Origin of the sequence: Paenibacillus hubeiensis (assembly GCF_032334105.1) — a bacterium.
Taxonomy (GTDB): Bacteria; Bacillota; Bacilli; order Paenibacillales; family Paenibacillaceae; genus Paenibacillus; species Paenibacillus hubeiensis.
Genome location: NZ_JAVYAE020000014.1, coordinates 1 through 18,305, shown reverse-complemented (window position 1 = coordinate 18,305; position 18,305 = coordinate 1). Strand labels below are relative to the sequence as shown.

General features: G+C 53.5%; 16 protein-coding genes. 11 read left to right on the top strand and 5 right to left on the bottom strand.

The genetic code is table 11. The features are described 5' to 3' along the window. Window positions 1-358: 358 nt before the first annotated feature. The 3 genes from RSX24_RS25615 to RSX24_RS25605 all read right to left on the bottom strand — a co-directional run bounded on the left by RSX24_RS25615 (window position 359) and on the right by RSX24_RS25605 (window position 2,233). Complete coding sequence (locus RSX24_RS25615; protein WP_343262144.1) at window positions 359-769, bottom strand: hypothetical protein; 411 nt, start codon at window positions 767-769, stop codon at window positions 359-361. 109 nt (window positions 770-878) lie between these two features. Beyond that, on the bottom strand, window positions 879-1,100 hold the full coding sequence (locus tag RSX24_RS25610) for a bacteriocin immunity protein (protein ID WP_343262143.1): 222 nt from the start codon (window positions 1,098-1,100) through the stop codon (window positions 879-881). Between the two features lie 140 nt (window positions 1,101-1,240). Beyond that, on the bottom strand, window positions 1,241-2,233 hold the full coding sequence (locus RSX24_RS25605; RefSeq protein ID WP_343262142.1) for a zinc-binding dehydrogenase: 993 nt from the start codon (window positions 2,231-2,233) through the stop codon (window positions 1,241-1,243). A 164-nt stretch (window positions 2,234-2,397) separates the two neighbouring features. Between RSX24_RS25605 and RSX24_RS25600 the strand changes: the two genes are divergently transcribed. From RSX24_RS25600 to RSX24_RS25590, 3 genes are all read left to right on the top strand, one after another. Next, the gene (locus RSX24_RS25600; protein ID WP_343262141.1) at window positions 2,398-3,288 is read left to right on the top strand and encodes a LysR family transcriptional regulator; all 891 of its coding nucleotides are present in this window, start codon (window positions 2,398-2,400) and stop codon (window positions 3,286-3,288) included. Next, entirely contained in the window at window positions 3,285-4,385 is a 1,101-nt protein-coding gene (locus RSX24_RS25595) for a threonine aldolase family protein (RefSeq protein WP_343262140.1), read from the top strand. Before RSX24_RS25600 ends, RSX24_RS25595 begins: the two co-directional genes overlap by 4 nt. A 244-nt stretch (window positions 4,386-4,629) precedes the next feature. Then, window positions 4,630-6,006, top strand: coding sequence for a discoidin domain-containing protein (locus tag RSX24_RS25590; protein ID WP_343262139.1), 1,377 nt, complete (start codon window positions 4,630-4,632; stop codon window positions 6,004-6,006). A 119-nt stretch (window positions 6,007-6,125) separates the two neighbouring features. Here RSX24_RS25590 and RSX24_RS25585 read toward each other — a convergent pair whose 3' ends face one another. Next, window positions 6,126-7,169 (bottom strand): PocR ligand-binding domain-containing protein, encoded by a 1,044-nt coding sequence (locus tag RSX24_RS25585; RefSeq protein WP_343262138.1) that lies wholly within the window; start codon window positions 7,167-7,169, stop codon window positions 6,126-6,128. A 332-nt stretch (window positions 7,170-7,501) separates the two neighbouring features. Here RSX24_RS25585 and RSX24_RS25580 point away from each other — a divergent pair, with 332 nt between their 5' ends. The 5 genes from RSX24_RS25580 to RSX24_RS25560 all read left to right on the top strand — a co-directional run bounded on the left by RSX24_RS25580 (window position 7,502) and on the right by RSX24_RS25560 (window position 14,196). Then, window positions 7,502-8,641 carry a glycerol dehydrogenase gene (locus RSX24_RS25580; RefSeq protein ID WP_343262137.1) on the top strand — a complete coding sequence of 380 codons (1,140 nt, stop codon included), beginning with the start codon at window positions 7,502-7,504 and terminating at the stop codon, window positions 8,639-8,641. After that, window positions 8,642-10,417: a dihydroxyacetone kinase subunit DhaK gene (gene dhaK, locus RSX24_RS25575; RefSeq protein ID WP_343262136.1), complete on the top strand. Its 1,776-nt coding sequence runs from the start codon at window positions 8,642-8,644 to the stop codon at window positions 10,415-10,417. A 206-nt stretch (window positions 10,418-10,623) separates the two neighbouring features. After that, window positions 10,624-11,799 carry an alanyl-tRNA editing protein gene (locus tag RSX24_RS25570; RefSeq protein WP_343262135.1) on the top strand — a complete coding sequence of 392 codons (1,176 nt, stop codon included), beginning with the start codon at window positions 10,624-10,626 and terminating at the stop codon, window positions 11,797-11,799. A 161-nt stretch (window positions 11,800-11,960) separates the two neighbouring features. Next, window positions 11,961-13,265 (top strand): DUF1963 domain-containing protein, encoded by a 1,305-nt coding sequence (locus RSX24_RS25565; protein WP_343262134.1) that lies wholly within the window; start codon window positions 11,961-11,963, stop codon window positions 13,263-13,265. A gap of 55 nt (window positions 13,266-13,320) precedes the next feature. Then, on the top strand, window positions 13,321-14,196 hold the full coding sequence (locus RSX24_RS25560) for a PhzF family phenazine biosynthesis protein (RefSeq protein WP_343262133.1): 876 nt from the start codon (window positions 13,321-13,323) through the stop codon (window positions 14,194-14,196). Window positions 14,197-14,333: 137 nt separating this feature from the next. Here the strand turns inward: RSX24_RS25560 and RSX24_RS25555 are convergent, their stop codons facing one another. Further along, window positions 14,334-14,906, bottom strand: coding sequence for a GNAT family N-acetyltransferase (locus RSX24_RS25555; protein WP_343262132.1), 573 nt, complete (start codon window positions 14,904-14,906; stop codon window positions 14,334-14,336). Between the two features lie 283 nt (window positions 14,907-15,189). Between RSX24_RS25555 and RSX24_RS25550 the strand changes: the two genes are divergently transcribed. From RSX24_RS25550 to RSX24_RS25540, 3 genes are all read left to right on the top strand, one after another. Continuing rightward, a complete protein-coding gene (locus tag RSX24_RS25550; RefSeq protein WP_236421049.1) occupies window positions 15,190-15,645 on the top strand; it encodes a GNAT family N-acetyltransferase in 456 nt (151 codons plus the stop codon). Window positions 15,646-15,913: 268 nt separating this feature from the next. Continuing rightward, window positions 15,914-17,263 carry an amino acid permease gene (locus tag RSX24_RS25545; RefSeq protein ID WP_343262131.1) on the top strand — a complete coding sequence of 450 codons (1,350 nt, stop codon included), beginning with the start codon at window positions 15,914-15,916 and terminating at the stop codon, window positions 17,261-17,263. 160 nt (window positions 17,264-17,423) lie between these two features. Further along, window positions 17,424-18,149: an endonuclease V gene (locus RSX24_RS25540; protein WP_343262130.1), complete on the top strand. Its 726-nt coding sequence runs from the start codon at window positions 17,424-17,426 to the stop codon at window positions 18,147-18,149. Window positions 18,150-18,305 lie beyond the last annotated feature (156 nt).

Here is an 18,305-nt window from a genome sequence, read left to right as displayed (position 1 = left end):
GTATTACATCTATTTACATATTTTTTGAACTTTCTATATTATAACGAAATTTATGGGAGAGGTACCTGTTACATATAAATAAAGGGTTGATTATATAGATTCATATAATATGCATGCAAATATTTTGCATTTTTGTGCTAATTCTTAGCATCTTTTTCTTGGTTGAACAAAGTACCATGATAATCCGGATGATATCGATGATCGATTGAACCTAAAATTTGGAGGGAGAAAGACATGAATGCGAATAAGATGCGGGTATTCTGAATGGCTGTAAATCAATGAGTTAAAAAAGTATGGGGCATCGTACTCAATGAATGATAGAGCGCAAAGAGGCAGCCGCCAGGCCTGCCTCTTTGTACTATGATAGCGGAAAGGGAAACATGCAGCTTCGGAGAATTTCGGCCTTCAGTTCCTCGGATCGCTCTCGAGGAGCCAGCTCTTCCGCATAGGATCGCTCCAGTTTCTTCCGCATAAAGGTCTCGGCATGCGGGTTGGGGCGTGCGTGGAAGCTCTCCGCAAATTCCCTGTAAACGTCCGCGCTAAACGCCTTTTCCAGCACGCTATTAAGCAGTGGGCTGCCTGCATACAGCAGCGAGTCCGTTTCTTCGCACTCAAATTTCAAATACATGATGGCTTTCCGCAGGGCATTCAACTCGCCTTGGGTCAAGTATACGGGAGTGACTGCTTCTTCTCCGCCTTTGAATTGCTGTTCTGGAGCGCGATGTTTCGTTGGACGGTGGGAGCTGTCTGAACCTCGGGATTCACTCATGCATAATCACCTCCTAGAGTTTGTCGAACTTCTTGTAGAAATGCCGGTCTTCCGGTTGGTGGTGTAGCGAATCATTGGACTCGGTCATATCGGTTCGCAACTCTAAACATTAAGGTTGTGTTGGCGGAAGGATGATTGGGCGTGCGGCTAACGCTTCCTCTACGATCTGTTCCGGAGTCAATTCACGGTCGTCCCAAAATATCAGGTTACTGATCGCAGGGTGTGGGACCTGACGTTCCAGTTCTGACAGCATGTTATCCAATTCGGCTTCGGTTCCTTCCGCATGCATCAATTTGCGTACCAATTCTACCAAATGGGTTCTACCGTTCATTGTGGGAACCTCCTTGTCCTGTTCCAAAATGCTCTAGCTATGTCAGTTGAACCAATGATTCTGCACGGAGTCACTACGTGGTCAGAACCATCTTCCGATTGCTGTTAAGCAACGGGAGCAAGAGTCATTGTCTATGATCATCAGTCGATCCGGATGGCGATATTGCCGAACTGTTCGCCTTGGGCTATCCGTTCAAAAGCGCTGCGGGTGTTCTCCAGCGAATATGCGCGATCAATGACAGGACGAATATGATGCCGGCCGATATACTCCAGCATCTGCACATACTCTTCGCGGCTGCCCATAGAGGTGCCCAGCAGGCTCACTTGCGGGAAAAAGATGGCACGGATCGGCACCTTCAGCTCATCGCCGGAGCTTGCTCCATACATGACGATTCGTCCGCCGGGGCGCAGCATTTCGAAATAACGGGAGAAGAGGCTCTGTCCGATGCTGTCCATGACGAGGTCGACGGGTCCAAGCGCATTTTCTTTCTGCCAATCTCCGTGGCTGTCAAAGGTCTGGTTCGCGCCAAGGCGCAGCGCTTCCGCACGTTTGGCTTCGCTGCGGGACGTCACCGTCACGCAGGCTCCGGCGGCCTTGGCCAGCAGCAGCGCCGAAGTGGCCACCCCGCCGCCGATGCCCGGAATGAGCACATGCTCGCCGGCAAGCAGGTTTCCGCGTGTGAACAGCGCGCGGTAGGCGGTCAACGTCGACAGCGATAATACGCCGGCTTCTTCCCAGCTAAGCATAACGGGTTTGGGCAGAGCATTGTCGGCAGGCAGCGTAATGCATTCGGCCAGCGTGCCGTGATCGGGCCCGCCCACAATGCCAGGCACGGCAGGCACATCGGCGGCGTGGTTCCAGCCCAACGTAGGGTGGATGATGACTTCGTCGCCTTTACGGAATGCATCCACGCCTTCCCCGATTTCTTCTATTATACCAGCTCCGTCCGACCCCGGAATGAGCGGTGAGTCCTGTGCGGTGCGATCGTTCATGATGAACAAGTCGCGATGGTTGATGCCCGCAGCCTTCAGACGAATTCGTACTTCTCCGTAACCAGGCGCTTTCGCCGGAGCTTCACTCGTATATTGCAGTCCTTCAAGGCCGTTTTTTCCAGTGTGATACATAGCTTTCATGGTCGTTCATCCTCCAGTGCATGTTCATTCGTCTAGCCCGTGATTGAAACTGAGGCTCATTGTACAGCCGACTGGCTTTGGCGTAAAATGAACAGAAACGAACGCAGATATCAAAAATGTTCATGGCAGATACCGGCGTGATTGTAGAAAGAAGGTGAACGCGCTTGGATGCCGGCGATTTGAACATTTTCCGGACGGTTGCCCGTGAAGGAAGCATCAGCAAGGCCGCGAAGACCTTGAACTATGTGCAATCCAATGTCACGGCGCGCATTCGGCAGCTGGAACAGCAGCTTCAGGTGCCCCTGTTTCATCGCACCAATCGGGGGATGACGCTAACGTCTGCCGGGGAAAATTTGCTGGGTTATGCGGATAAAATATTGCACCTGCTCGACGAAGCCGAAGAGGCTGCACGGGCGGGGACGACTCCAGCAGGACCGTTGCGGCTGGGTGCGATCGAGGCAGGCGCTTCCTCGTTTCTGACGCCGTTCATGGCGGAATACCAGGCGAGGTATCCGGACGTGCAGCTTTCCCTGATCACGGGCGGAACCCATGAACTGGCGCAAAAAGTCATTCGCCACGAACTCCATGGTGCCCTCGTATATGGGCCGATGGTTCATCCGGAGCTTGAGTACGTCAAGCTGTATGACGATGAACTGGTTCTGGTTGCCGGGAGGAGCATGCATGAATCGAACGGGCTGCCGGAGCTGCTGCATAAACCGATGCTTTTTTTCGAAGTAGGGTGCACGCATCGGACGCAGGCAGAGGCTTTTCTAAAGGAACATGGGGTTGAAGCTCCGAACATAACGTCTTACGGCACGCTCGATACGATTCTGAACGGAGTGTCGGCAGGCTTGTGCGTAACCCTTTTGCCGAGATGTTCCGTAATACGTGCTGAAGAACGGGGTGAACTTGTTACGGTCACATTGCCGGAACGTTATCGCAGGTTGGAAGCAGGGTTCGTCGTGTCGACGGGAGAACGCCGGGCAGGGGCGTTAGGGGCATTGGTTCGTATGTTGAGCCCAAAACAGGAGGAGAAAAGGAGCGAAGAATCATGAGCAGTGAAACGTTGACGCTTGCGGACGCGTTCCGGCAGGCCGAATACACGGTAGGCGGAAATGGTCCGCGCAAAATCAAAGTGCTTCAGGAAGCGATATCACAACTGGATGGAGAAATGGACAGCGATCATTACGGCCGCGGCGAAACGATCGAGCAGTTTCAGCGGCAAATGGCCGAGGTGCTGGGCAAAGAAGCGGCCGTCTTCTTTCCGAGCGGCACGATGGCCCAACAGATTGCTCTCCGCATTTGGTGCGACCGCAAGGGCGTAAAACGGGTAGCGTACCATCCGCTGAGCCATTTGGAAATCCATGAAGAAGATGGATTGAAAGAATTGCATCAAATCGAAACCGTTCTGCTTGCGGACAAGGATCGGCTGATTCGGCTGGAAGACGTAACGGGCATGAACGAGGAGATTTCCTGTCTCCTGCTGGAGCTTCCCCAACGCGAGATCGGCGGGCAGCTTCCGCCATTTGAGGAATTGGAGGCGATCTCGGCGTACTGCCGGGAGCGCGGAATCAAACTGCATCTGGACGGTGCGCGCTTGTTCGAGATCACGCCATACTATCAAAAGACGCCGGCCGAGATTTGCAGTCTATTTGATACGGTATATGTGTCTTTTTATAAAGGGATCGGAGGAATCGCAGGAGCGATTCTGGCCGGGGAAGCTGACGTGATGCAGGAATCTAAAGTATGGAAAAGGCGTCATGGCGGGGATTTGATCGGCCTGTATCCGTACATCTTAAGCTCGCAATATTACTACAACAAACGTATTGGCAAAATGGGGCTCTATTACGAGCAGGCCAAAGAACTCGCCGCCCTGTTGAACGAATGCCACGACATCCGCACGCTGCCTGAGGTACCTGTATCGAACATGTTCCATGTGCATTTTGCATATCCCCCCGCCGAGGTCGAACCTGTTCTGGCCGAAATGTACCAGCGATTCGGGATCGGCATGACGCCGTATTTGAATAGGACGGACAGCGGGTGTGTTTTCGAATGTTCGATCGGGGACCAGTACGAGACGGTTCCGCAAGATACCTTGCGTGCGGCGTTGAAATGGCTGGATGCGGAGCTGGAATTAAAACACACGATCTGATCGAAGAACCTATCCGTGTAACGGGTAGGTTTTTTTACATTGGAAATCGTCATTCCCGCCGAAGATGCACAATTGAGCACAAAAAAACCATGTTGCATTCTATGAAAACAGGTCATAGGAATCATGGAAGCCAAAGATTAGTAATGTAAAATACATATTATAAAGGTAATAAATACCATAAAGAAAGCGGGATTAAGGAGTGAAGTGATCCGTTACAAATTTGAATAGGGAAAGGATGAAAATGATGTTTACAAGACGTAAATTTGCATTAACCGTAATGTCTCTGGCCTTATCCGCAACGATGCTTGGAGGTGGGGCCTGGGGGCAAGCTCCGCAGGCAATGGCTGCATCTGACCCGGGGATTGCCGTCAACGCGGTTTTAACGGACATGCCAGCTGAATTGAAATCGTCCATTGAATGGGTGTATACGAATCGCATGCTCAAGGAAAACTCCGTCGGCCGAAAAAACTTGATCTACGACCAGATTTTCGCCGGGAAAGGAACGCTCAACTACGTCGTTCGCTGGCAATCGGCCAAAAACCTCACCTTGCAGCAGCGAAAAGACATCGAACGGATGCTTGGCCGCCAGATCAACAATTGGACCAAACACTTGCAGGGATACGATGGCTGGCCCTATGGAGAGATTGCTGTGAAAGTCGTCGGTTGGGCGGTCGCGAATCCAGCGCAGATTTTGGACAAACAATCCGGCGAGATCGTGTACACTACAACCACGGTAGACGAACTAAGCAAGTCCGATCCGCGAATTCCGGCGGCATTGCCGCACGCACCGAATGAATTGTCACGCTTCGAGCATTTCTCGAATCCGAATTATGCATATCCCGGCGGGCTGGACAAGCGTTTTGACATGTATTTGTGGGCAACGTCCAATTTCGGCGGTGGTGCCGGCGGTGACTGGGGGCAGCGCATGTCTGACGATTATATTCTAAGCACGGTCAACCAGAACGAGATCCAGATTACTGAACACGAGATCGGGCACGGTTTCGGCATGCCTGATTTCTATGAGCCGCAGGACCGCCCGCCAGGAGGTTTCCCGGTGCCGACCATCATGTGGGCAGGCAACTCTCCCACGATTACGAATTGGGATGTCTGGCTGTTGAGGTATACATGGAGTCAACTTAAAAAGGATACGTCGCGGTTCCCGCTGGTGCCGGCGGGAAATGAGCCTGTGAACGTAGCGAGCAATGCCAAGGTGTCTGCGTCTTATGTTTCACCCTGGGAAACGGTTGCAGCCCTAAATGATGGATATGATCCCTTGCATTCGAATGACCGGGCACATCCGGTATACGGCAACTGGCCGGAAACGGGTACGCAATGGGTGCAATATGATCTGGACCGTACGTATACCCTCAGCCGAAGTGATGTGTATTGGTTCAAGGATCATGGTGGCATCGATGTGCCTCGTTCGTACAGTATCCAATATTGGGACGGGAACGTATGGCGCGACGTGCAAAATGCCCAAGGCTTGGGCACGAATGTGGATGCATACAACACAACGACGTTTGATCCAGTGAGCACGACGAAGATCAGGCTTCAAATCTCGGCGAACGCTCCGGCTTCTACCGGTATTTTGGAGTGGAAGGTCCTGGGGACGGCCCAATAATGCAATCCTGAATGATATGATTGGATAAGCCGAAGAGCGGCTGTGCAGTAACGGTTGCGTGCTGTGCAGCCGTTTTTTGCAGGGAAACCACCATTTTTGAAAATCCACGAATCAGGCAGCTAGTTCCGCTGCTCCTGAATGTATTTTCGATATAGTGCAGGCGTGATTTCTTCGTATTTTTTGAATGTTTTGATAAAATACCCGGATTCGTTGAATCCCAATTCGTCGCTGATTTGGGCGATTGGCATGTCGGTGACCTCAAGCAGCTGTTTAGCCCAATTGATTTTGAGGCGCGCAGCGTAGCTGCTGAAATTTTCGCCAGTTTCCTTGGCGAACAGTCGGCTGAAATAGCTTGGGCTCAGATGGCAGAGCTCGGCTGCTTTTTTGAGCGTCAGTTGTTCGTTTTTGTGGCTATGCATGAAGTCCAGCGCCGGTTGAAGGGCCGGGCTCGTGATGTCCACTGCTTTGGGACTGCTGCTCAAGTAAGCGTCAGCGATGGCATTGGTCATTTCCCGTTTGATCGATTCGATGTTCCGAATGGAGTAGCCGGGCAAAATGGTGGATAGGCTCAGCGACTCCTGCGTTCCGGATGCGGATGCCCTTTCGAACAATTCGACCAGCAGGTTTTTGTTCAGGGCTTCCTCCACGATGTAATTGCACAACAGAGACAACATATTGGAAATTTTGACGATCTCTTCGTAGGTCATGACCGGCAGCTGATCGTATTGTTCGCTTAATTCCGCGAGTTTGCGTTCATGCAGCCCGGGGTTCTGAGGGGAGACGATTTGTTCCAGGTCACGTGCGCTCTCGGGATTGGACAGCTTCACCTGTCCAGCCATGACCGCGCCGATGTATTTGCCATCAATCGTAATCGGAATCGCAATGTCGATGATATTGAAATGGCATGAATAGACGTAAGGCTCGTTCAACCGAACTGCTTCCAGGCCGCCGCGCGAGTCGCATTTTTGGCAGTAGGGCAGCAGTTCGGGATCTTGGCGTACGCTCTGGCAGAACGCTTGGCAGCTGCTGTGGCCTGTAACGGGATTGCCTTTGTAGTCCACGGTCAGGATGGCCAGCTTGGTGACGGTGGCGAGCGAGTCCTGCAATCGCTTCCACTTATCGAGGTCGAGTATTTTGTTAATGTGCAAGTATTCCTTGATCATGGCGGCATGCCTCCATCGTTCACAGATTAACCGAGCCTTGGGCTGAATTCATATTAAAAAACAACTGAAAGGGTAATGTATATTAGGCGCCTTTTGTAATGAACACGCTCGAGGCAAAGATACACCTTCGCATGACAATAACATACCATCTTTCCGGCAAAAAGCAAAAAATTACGATTGCAAATTATAATTATTTGTTATCAAATTCCACTGTCAGTGCGATGCCCCTGTTATATATTGATAGTACAAGCCGGTCATTCAAATTTAAAATGGTATAACGTTCATGCGATGAAATATCAGCCATTCGAGTTATCCATAGGAGGTTTTTCGTGATGAGAAAAGCATTTATCAGCCCGACCAAATACGTGCAAGGTGAAGATGAGCTGTTGAACTTGGGGTATTTCGTGAAATCCTTTGGCGACTCCGCCTTGTTAATCGGTCATCCCGACGATGTCGCGCGCGTAAAGGAAAAATTGGATGCCACGGCAGCCAAGTTCGATATTACTTTTGTTGAAAGCGGTTTTAAAGGGGAGTGTTCCCGTCAAGAGGTGGCCCGGTTGCAGGACATCGCTCGCGAGCAAAAATGTACCTGCACGATCGGTCTGGGGGGCGGCAAAGCGATCGACGCGGCCAAATGCGTGGCCGAAGGCGAAGCCTTGATCATCTGTCCGACGATTGCGGCCACGGATGCGCCAACGAGCCATTCTGCCGTATTGTACACGCCGGATGGCGCGTTCGACGATTACGCGTATTTCAAACAAAGCCCAAGCGTGGTGTTGGTGGACACAACCGTCATCGCCAATGCGCCGACGCGATTCCTCGTTTCCGGCATGGGCGACGCGCTGTCCACGTACTTTGAAGCGAGAGCCACGGCGAAATCCTATTCGCGCGTCAATGCCAGCTTGCCGATGGGCGCACGCGAAGGACTGACGCCGCCTGCATTCGGCACCAACGCAGCGCTGGCGCTGGCGAAGCTGTGCTACGAAATGCTTCTTCGCGATGGGGTAAAAGCGAAGGCCGCCTCCGACAGCAACATGGTTACTCAGGCGCTGGAGAACATCGTGGAAACGAACATTTTGCTGTCCGGGCTCGGATTCGAGAGCGGCGGCTTGGCTGCGGCCCATGCGATCCACGACGGATTAACCATTCTGGAGGGCACGCATCATTATTTTCACGGCGAAAAAGTGGCCTTCGGCACGATCGCGCAGCTCGTATTGGAAAACGCGCCGACCGAGGAACTGAACGAAGTACTCGACTTTTGCCTGAATGTGGGCCTGCCCGTAAGCCTGGCCGACATCGGCGTAGAGACGATTACGCAGGAAGAACTGCTGGAAGTCGCCGAAAAGGCATGCATTCCGGAAGAGTCCATCCATGCCATGCCGTTCCCGTTCACGGTGGCCGAGGTGGCCGGAGCGATTGCAACGGCGGACCGGATCGGTCGTGAATACAAAGCGCGCCGGGAGGCGAAATAAATGAAAAAAATTATCAATCAAGCCGAAAACGTCGTGCTGGAAATGTGCAGCGGGATCGCGCTGGCGCATCCGGAGCTTGAATTTTTGCCAAAGTACAAAGTGATCAAACGCAGAGAAGTTCGGGCGGACAAGGTCAGCCTGATCAGCGGCGGCGGCAGCGGTCATGAGCCGGCACACGCCGGTTACGTGGGCAAGGGCATGTTGGATGCGGCCGTTTGCGGCGACGTGTTTGCCTCCCCGTCCCAGATTCAGGTGTACCAGGCGATCAAAGCGACGGCAGGCAGCAAGGGTACGCTTCTGATCATCAAAAACTACAGCGGCGACATGATGAATTTCAAAAACGCGGCCCACCTTGCCGAAGAAGACGGCATCGAAGTGCAGTACGTGAAGGTCGAGGACGACATTGCCGTACAGGATAGCTTGTACACGGTAGGACGACGCGGCGTGGCCGGCACGGTGCTCGTTCATAAAATCGCCGGGGCGGCGGCAGAATTGGGACGCAGTCTGGCCGAAGTGAAAGCGGCGGCCGAGCGCGCGGCGGCAAACGTGCGCAGCATCGGGTTTGCGTTTACGTCCTGCACGGTGCCTGCCAAAGGCACGCCGACGTTCGAGATTGCCGAAGACGAGATGGAATACGGCGTAGGCATTCACGGCGAGCCTGGCATTCGGCGCGAGAAAATCGCGACGGCGGATGAATTGGCAGGCCGGATGGTCGGTGCACTGCTGGCAGACTTGAAGCTGGATGCCAGGGAACCGGCTGAAATTGCGGTGCTCGTCAACGGTTTCGGGGCGACGCCGCTGCAGGAGCTGTACCTGTTGAACAATGCGGTGCAGCGCGAGTTGGCAGGACATCCGGCGCTGACGGTTGCAGCAGCGTTTGTGGGCAACTACATGACCAGCATCGACATGGCCGGCGCTTCCCTTACAATTCTGAAGCTGGACGAGGAGCTGAAGTCGCTGCTGTTTGAGGAGAGCGAAGCGCCTGCATTCAAGGTGTCCGGTCCTCCCGCAGCGCCGGTTGTCTATACGGACGTGTTGGAACCTGCTGGGGGCTCTGGTGCAGAGACTAAGGTTTCCTTCGGGGTCCAGACTTCCGATGAAGCGGCCGTGATTCGAAACGAACGTTTTACGTTGGACAACGTCGTCTATTTGATCGACAAGATGAGCGAAATCATCATTCGAAACGAAGTACCGTTCTGCGAGCTCGACTCCCATGCCGGGGACGGCGACTTTGGCATGAGCGTGGCGAAAGGCTTCCGACAGCTCAAGCGGGAATGGAGCCATATCGTGGGGGAGGAAAAGAAGGATATCGGCTCCTTCCTGGACGCTTGCTCGCTCGTCATTATGGAACACTGCGGCGGTGCTTCCGGACCGATCTGGGGATCGGCATTCCGGGCGGCAGGCAAGGCCGTGGGCGACAAACTGGAACTGAGCGTTTCCGATTTCGCTGAAATGATGCAGGCTGCGGTCAAAGGCATTCAATCCACCGGCGAACGCTCCTTCGGTCGCGGCGCGGTCGTCGGCGACAAAACGCTGATCGACGCGCTGGTGCCTTGCGCCGATGCCTGGGCGCAGAGCGCTCGGTCCGGCGATGACTTCAAGACCGCGTTTGCCAAAGGCGCGGCGGCAGCCGTGGACGGCGCGAAGAAAACGGAAGACATCGTTGCGCGCATGGGCCGTGCCGGTACCGTAGGCGACCGCAGCTTGGGCTATCCTGATGCGGGGGCGTATGCGCTCGGCGTCATTTTCACGGAACTGTCCGAGGCGCTGAAATAAACGATTACAACATCGGTACGTTGTTAACGAAACCGGATAAGACCGTTCTGCATATGGGCATGCAGAGCGGTCTTTTGCCGTCTTTTTCTCCTGAAATTGGCATGAGGGAATGCAATAGTGTAATCTTAGTTTAATGTAATTAAGCGAAGGATATTACGCAACATACACATATAGCCCACGTTGAACGAGAAGGGACAGAAGAGACGATGACGCACAAATTATATTATGACTCTGCATACACACGGGAGTGGCATACGCGCATTACCGGCAAAATGGACAAAGAGGACGGAACCTACGTGACGCTGGCCGAGACGGCGTTTTATCCGCACGGTGGCGGTCAGCCTTGCGATCTGGGACAAATCGGCGGAGTTGACGTCCTGGACGTCATTTCCGAAGGGGATGAGGTTTGGCACAAGGTGGAGCGTGCACCTGAGCAAGAGGAAGTGGATTGCCGGATCGATTGGGAGCGCCGGTTCGATCATATGCAGCATCATACCGGTCAGCATCTGCTGTCTGCCGTTACGTTGAAGCTGGCGGACGCAATGACGCTCAGCTTCCATCTCGGTACGGACTATGCCACGATCGACGTCGCTTCGGCCGAACTGGGAACCGAGCAGATTGCCGCCATCGAGCTCGAGGCCAATACGCAAATTTACCGCAATGCCCGCATCGCCGCTTCGTGGGTTACGGCAGAGGAAGCGGCGAGATTGCCGCTCGTCAAACAACCGTCGGTGACGGAGAACATCCGCATCGTGGAGATGGAGGGCGTGGAATACAATGCCTGCGGCGGAACGCATGTCGCATCCACGGGCGAGATCGGCATCATCAAAATTTTGAAAACAGAGCGCGTGAAGGGCAGTACCCGCATCTATTTCAAATGCGGCTTCCGGGCGCTCGAAGAATTCGGCGCCGTGCAGCGCGTAACCCAAGCGATCTCCGCGAAGCTGAAGACGGGCAGGGACGAGCTGCTGGAACGTTTGGACAAGCTGGAAGCGGAGCAGAAGCAGCTTCAGGCCGAAATATCCGCGGTCAAAGCCGCGAATGATACATATTTTGCCCAGGAACTGCTCGCACAGCGTCAAGGGCTGGTCATCGCGCAAGTGTTTGAGGACAAATCCGTCAAAGACATGCAAAGCCTGGCGACCAAGCTGACCGCCGAGCATGAAGGCATCGTGCTGTTTGTTTCGCGTTCCGAGGCCAAAGTCGTGCTCGCGCAGAAGGGTCAGCCGCATTGGGCGTGCGGAGCCTTTTTCAAAGGCAACCTGGGTGCGTATCAGGGCAAGGGCGGCGGCAGTGACAGCATAGCTCAGGCGGGATTCCCAAGCGTCGATGAGGCGCTTGCCTTCTTTGAATTCACCCGGGACCAATTGGGGCACCATTGAGGCATAAAGGATATCAGGCAATAAACAGCATGGCAACTCGGGCACGCCACATCGTGGCGTGTTTTTTATGCATCCATGGCTAGCAAGAATACTTCATCCTTCCCTCCGAGGCGTATGGTATACTCGTCCCTAGAAGATTTTACCTCAAGGAGGGTGATTCCATGGCGGAACGAATTCCGTGCGCAAGGGAAGGATGCGGCAATACCGTTTTACCGGCCACGGCGGCCAAAACCGGCGGCATTTGCATGCCGTGCAAGCAGGAGATTGAGCGGGAGGAACGTCGCAGGTACATCGAAGCAAATCGCCGGGACGTGAACCTGTACGAAGGTATTTCGGATCCGGTGGAGATTCTGAGCATCATGCATACCGATCAGCCTCGCGATCCGTTGATTCATTACCTCCCTTATGAACGTTCGAAAGAGCAGGTATATCTGTCATTGTCGGAACAAGAGCAGCTTCGCATGGCTGACCTTGCAATGGAGATGATCCGGGACGGCGATGAGGATACGGGGACGGAAATCCTGACGCTGCTATCGGGATATCACGATCTGCCCCTTACGGCATATTTGCCGGAATTGCTGGAATATGAAGTATATTATCCGGCCATGTTGTTCCGAAGCGCGTCATCTTCGCTGCGGGATCGGCTGTTGCGAGAGGTCGAGACGGACGACGAACACCGCAATCATTTGCTGCTGATGCTGGCTTATATCGGGGATGAGCGGGTTGTGCGGCAGTTCCGGGAATGGAGGCAGTCGCCGCCGGCGTGGAGAGATCGGCTGCATGTGCCTCCGGAGCATTATGCGATGGAAGGGGGCTGGGAGCTGACGGCCGAAGGAACGCGCAGAGATTTGTTTATCCAGCCGAGTTATGCCTTGTTTCGTGTGCGGGAGCAGGAGAACGCGGCTGCTTTCGAACACGGCGACCCTGTGCGAATGTTGGCGGTTAACTCGGCATGCTGTCCATGGTGTAACGGGCCGCTGACCACGTTGATTGACCTGGATGCCGGGCATCCGGCATTAGCCGGTCTTTCATGGAAGGCGGATCGGTTTGCCGCTCGGACCTGTGTCGTTTGCAGTTGTTACGTAACGGTGTATATGGAGATCGACGAACACGGCGAGCCGGTCTGGAGCGAACATAATGTGATGCCGTACAGAGCGGGAGAGATGGATACGGATGATTATGATCGTTCGTACACTGCGGTAACGGAACAATTCCGAATCGCGCGGGAGCCCCGGCATCCGTTTCATGGCAGCGAATGGGCGATGGAACCTTCCTTGTCCCAGATCGGCGGCCATCCCGGCTGGGTACAGGACGCGGAATACCCGAATTGTCCCTGCTGCTCAGCTCGGATGAAGGCAGTCGGCCAGCTAGATTGGGGAATGGTCGAGGAGTACGGTGAGGGCATGTACTACATATTTGCCTGCGAGCCATGCGGAATGACGGCTGTATCGTATCAGCAGAGTTAATTTGCGCGAATTTGGGAACATCAGCCTTTCAATGATGGGAGAGGACGAGCTTAACATGAAGGTGGAAGTATATACATTAAATGCGTTTGCAAAAGGGGAACGTGGCGGGAACCCGGCTGGCGTGGTGTTGGATGCTGCTGCGCTGGATGCTGCCGAAATGCAGCTCATTGCAAAGGAAGTGGGTTTCTCGGAGACGGCTTTTATGGAAAAGTCTTCGGTTGCGGATTACAAAATCCGTTACTTCACGCCCACGAACGAGGTCGATCTGTGCGGACATGCCACGATTGCCGCATTTGGACTGCTGCACTCGCTGGGTTTGGCAGAGGCGGAAACCTCCTGCACCACAGAAACGAAAGCCGGAGTTTTGGATGTCGATATCGGCGTCGATGGCCTCGTCTATTTGTCACAGGCTTTGCCGCAATTTTTTGAAAAGATATCCGCTGAGGAAATCGCCCCATCTTTGGGGGTGGATGCCGACGATCTGGAAGCAGGGCTGCCCATCCAGATTGTTTCGACGGGGCTGCGGGACATTTTGATTCCGATTCGCAGCAGGACACTCTTGAATAAGGTGCAGCCCGATTTGGACGCCATAACCGCCATTAGCCAAAAATACGATGTGGTCGGCTATCATCTGTTCGCGTTGGATACTCCAGACGATGCAGTCGCGGAATGCCGAAATTTTGCGCCGCTTTACGATATTCCCGAGGAGAGCGCGACAGGAACCTCCAACGGTGCACTGCTCAGCTATTTGTATAAATATGGTCAACGCTCTTTGCGGAAAGCGGAGGATGTCACCTTCAGGCAAGGGTATTCCATGGATTGTCCTTCCGAAATCAAGGCAGGCTTGCGCCTGAACGAGGACGGGGAAATCAACCAAGTTCGGGTTGGCGGTACCGTAACTGGCATTGAACGAAGACATTTCATGGTATAAGCGGAATGAAAAAGGCCTGCTTGCAGCCCGCGTAACATGGGTGCAAACAGGCTTTTTTGCTGCCGCAAGGAAGGGCTAAAGCGCAGCGGGTGAGCTTGGAATGTGCCCGATCCATTCGCTGACTTCCGCATTCCTTGTCATGCTTTTCCCTCCATAGGGATGGATTGACCGGCTTCCCACTCTTCGCGCAGCATACCCATCATCAGCCGGTCATATCGCTTGCCATCGCGGTATACGGCAGAACGAATGCGTCCCTCCAACTGAAATCCGACCTTTTCGTATGCGCGGATGGCTCGTTCGTTGTACGCGATAACGTCCAGGCCGACCCGGTCCAGATTCATTTCGTAGAAAGCGTATCGCAGCATCAGTTGCAGCGCTTCCGTGCCGTACCCTTTGCCGCGATGTTCCGCAAGCCCGATGCCGATTGCGAGCTGACCCGTACGATTGTTCCACTCGATGCCATGGATGACGACAAAACCGATCAGTCGATCGTCTTCCCGCGTGCGCAACCGGAAATACACTTCCCGGTGTTTGGTTTCGCCTTCATCCTCAAGTTGTTTTTCCGAGAAAGGGACAGCGAGGTCGGTGTCCACATTCCGCAGGTATTCGGGATCTTCATTCCATTGCAGCATAACCTGCACGTCTTCCGCGCGGGGAGCTGTCAATTTCAGGCGTTTGCCATAAAACAGATGCGATGTTGTCAAGGTCATGGGCTTCTCCTTTGAAATGGGGTTATTAGAATGGTTTCACCTCTGAACGACTGGCCGATATGTTAAACGTACGCAATAACCTCGCCCCTTTGCTGTGAGTTAGCTTCATCGTATTCGATCAGGGCGTAACTGGCAATAGGAACCGATTGACGTCACAGATGAATCTTGTGATAAAACCTGACATGGTAGTAAAATAGGAGAAAGTTGAAATTTGAACATCCGCGTTTCCGGCAATGATTGCAGGATATTCGGGTGGTATCATACGTTGGCAGGAGTGGTCGGATTGGAGATTCGGGTAGACGATTTAAGCGGAAATCAAGTTAAAGCATTGATCGCGGAGCATTTGGCAGGTATGTTTGCCGATTCGCCGCCGGAAAGCGTGCATGCGCTGGATCTGGAAGGATTGAAAAGGCCGGAGGTAACGTTCTGGTGCGCATGGGAAGGCGAAGAACTGATGGGCTGCGGTGCGATGAAGGAGCTGGATTCGCAGCACGGCGAACTGAAATCGATGCGTACGGCAGCGGCGCATTTGCGCAAAGGCGTGGCAAGGAACATCCTTGCCCACATTATCGAGGTGGCGAAAGAGCGGGGTTACAAGCGCCTCAGCCTGGAGACGGGATCGATGGATTCTTTCATTCCCGCACGGAAGCTGTATGAGGATTTCGGTTTCAGTTACTGCGGACCTTTCGCCGATTATGCGCCGGACCCGAACAGTGCCTTTATGACGAAAGAATTATAGACGGAGATGGAATAGACCGATCCGGAATGTGTTAAAACAAAAACGAATAGGCATTAAATGCGAATAAATGGGAGCTTTGCAATAATGCAGGGCTTTTTTTCATCTTTCCAATCGATCCTCCTTGACGTCTCAATGTGGGTGGTTTTGGATATAAAAAACTTACGTGCTGAGTCATGAATAATCGGGTATACTGGACATTATGTTGTTTAGCGCTTGAACGCCAAGAAGCTATGCAGACAGACGTTTTACTCGGGAGGACTTCAATTCAATGGCTCAGACAGAAGGAACATTGCAAAAAAAGCTTAAGGCAAGGCATATCAGCCTGATGGCCATGGGCGGCGTCATCGGAACGGGCATATTCAAAGGCAGCAGCGAAACGATCGGACTGGCCGGCCCCGGCGTCGTCATTACTTACATTTTCGCGGGATTGCTGTTGCTCGTGGTCATGGCCGCGATGGCCGAAATGGCCACCGTGTACAAAAACAAAAACATGAAAGACTTCATCCAGCAGGCCTTTGGCAGCAGGGTATCTTTCGTCATGGGATGGATGTATTGTTTCCTGTGGCTCTCCGTCTGCGTGATTGAGGTCATCGCGGCAGGCAGCTTCCTGCAGTACTGGTTCCCGGGGGTGCCGCTGTGGGTGCTCAGCCTGTTGTGCGCCGCGTTCATAATATCGGTCAACTTGCTCAGCGTCGGTGTCTTCGGCGAATTCGAATTTTGGCTGGCAGGGATCAAAGTAGCGATGATCATCGTCTTTATCGTGCTTGGCGCGGGGTTGATCTTTGGCATCATTCCGAGCGATAATACCCCCTATTTGCAAAATTATACCCAGTCCGGCGGCTTCCTGCCGAACGGCTGGTCATCGATTTTCTCGGCGCTGCTCGTGGTCATGTTCTCTTACGGCGGTTCCGAACTGATCGGTATGACCTTGACTGAGACGGAAAATGCGGAGCGCGTGCTGCCCAAAGTGGTGGGCAACCTGATTCTGCGCATCATGCTGTTTTTCACCTTGCCGATTCTTATTATTTGCGGGCTCATTCCGTGGAATGAACTTGGACCGGAGAGCAGTCCGTTCGTGCAGGTGCTTGCGTCCACCGGGTTGCCGGGCGCGGCACACATCATGAACTTCATTCTGGTGACGGCGGTGCTGTCCGCGGCCAATTCCGGCATCTACGGAGCATCCCGTATGCTGCATTCCATGGCCGTCGGGGGAGAAGCGCCGAAGGCGTTGGCCCGCACGAATCGCAGCGGCAGCCCGATCAATACGCTGCTGTTTTGCGCGGTCATTTTGCTGGCAGGCTCCTTGCTCGGACTGTTCGCCCAGGACCAGTTGTTCCGCGTGCTGCTGGCGGTGCCGGGCTTCGTCGTCATCCTGGTCTGGATCTGCATCGCGGCATCGCAGTTGAAGCTGCGCAAGCAATATCCCGTGCAGCCGACCTTCAAGCTGTGGGGATTCCCTTACATTACGGGAGCGGTGGTGCTGTGCCTTGGCGTGATCGCCATTATGTTTATTTTCGATGAGGGAAACCGGTTCAGCATCAGCATTTGTCTTGTGGTGCTCGCCGTCCTTATTTTGTGGTCGCTTGTTCGTTTTCGGAAAACGAAAAGAGGAGCATAAGCATTGAGTTGGAGACCGCTGTGCGTAAGAACATGACGAGAGGCATCCTGACATTGGCGTCAGGGTGCCTTTATGTTTTTTTGCGTGTAATGACAGTGTAGAATAGAGGGGATTAAGAGAACGTGGATGCACAATGAAAGGAAGGGAATGGGGGACAAGGATGGAAGCCATGGAGAAAATATTGCCGGATCAATGGACGGAGGAAACGTTCGATCAGATCCAGTTGGAATTGGTTCGCCACATTGAATTGGAAAATCGACTGGAGCAGGAGAACATTCATCTTGTCGCTGGCGTTGATCTTGCATATTGGGAGAGCGCAGGAACCACGCATGCCGTATGCTGCATCTGTGTCGTGGATGTTCGCACACATGCCGTGCTGGAGGTGCAATCGCTGCGGGACGAGATCAAGGTGCCTTATATTCCGGGGTATTTGTCGTTCAGGGAGCTGCCGCTGATTATGGACACCTTCAAGCAGTTGGAGCACGATCCGGACATCGTCATGTTCGACGGCAACGGATTCCTGCACCCGCGGAATATGGGCATTGCCACGCATGCCTCCTTTTATATGAACAAGCCGACGATCGGCGTTGCAAAGAGTTATCTGAAAATCGGCGACACGGACTATGTAATGCCCGCGGATAAGGCGGGAGCTTACACGGATATCGTCGTTGATGGCAGAGTATACGGGCGCACGCTGCGCACGCACCAGAACGTCAAGCCCGTGTTCGTGTCCTGCGGGAACTGGATCGATCTCGATACGGCCACCGGCATGGTGCTGGGGCTGGTCAATAAAGAGAGCCGATTGCCGATCCCTGTACGGCTGGCCGATTTGGAAACGAAGAAGTGCAGGGCTGCCTTTATGCGAGAGTCGGAGGTAACGGAGTGAGTAGCTGGCAGGTGGATCTCTAACGAACATGACACACCTTATACGGCCCATTTGGCCGTATTGAACTTTCTAACGAACATCATGCTCTTCTGTCAATAAAGTGGACACTCTCGTTTATGAGGTTTTTTGGTAATACTGTTGCTCGAATTCCAAAGG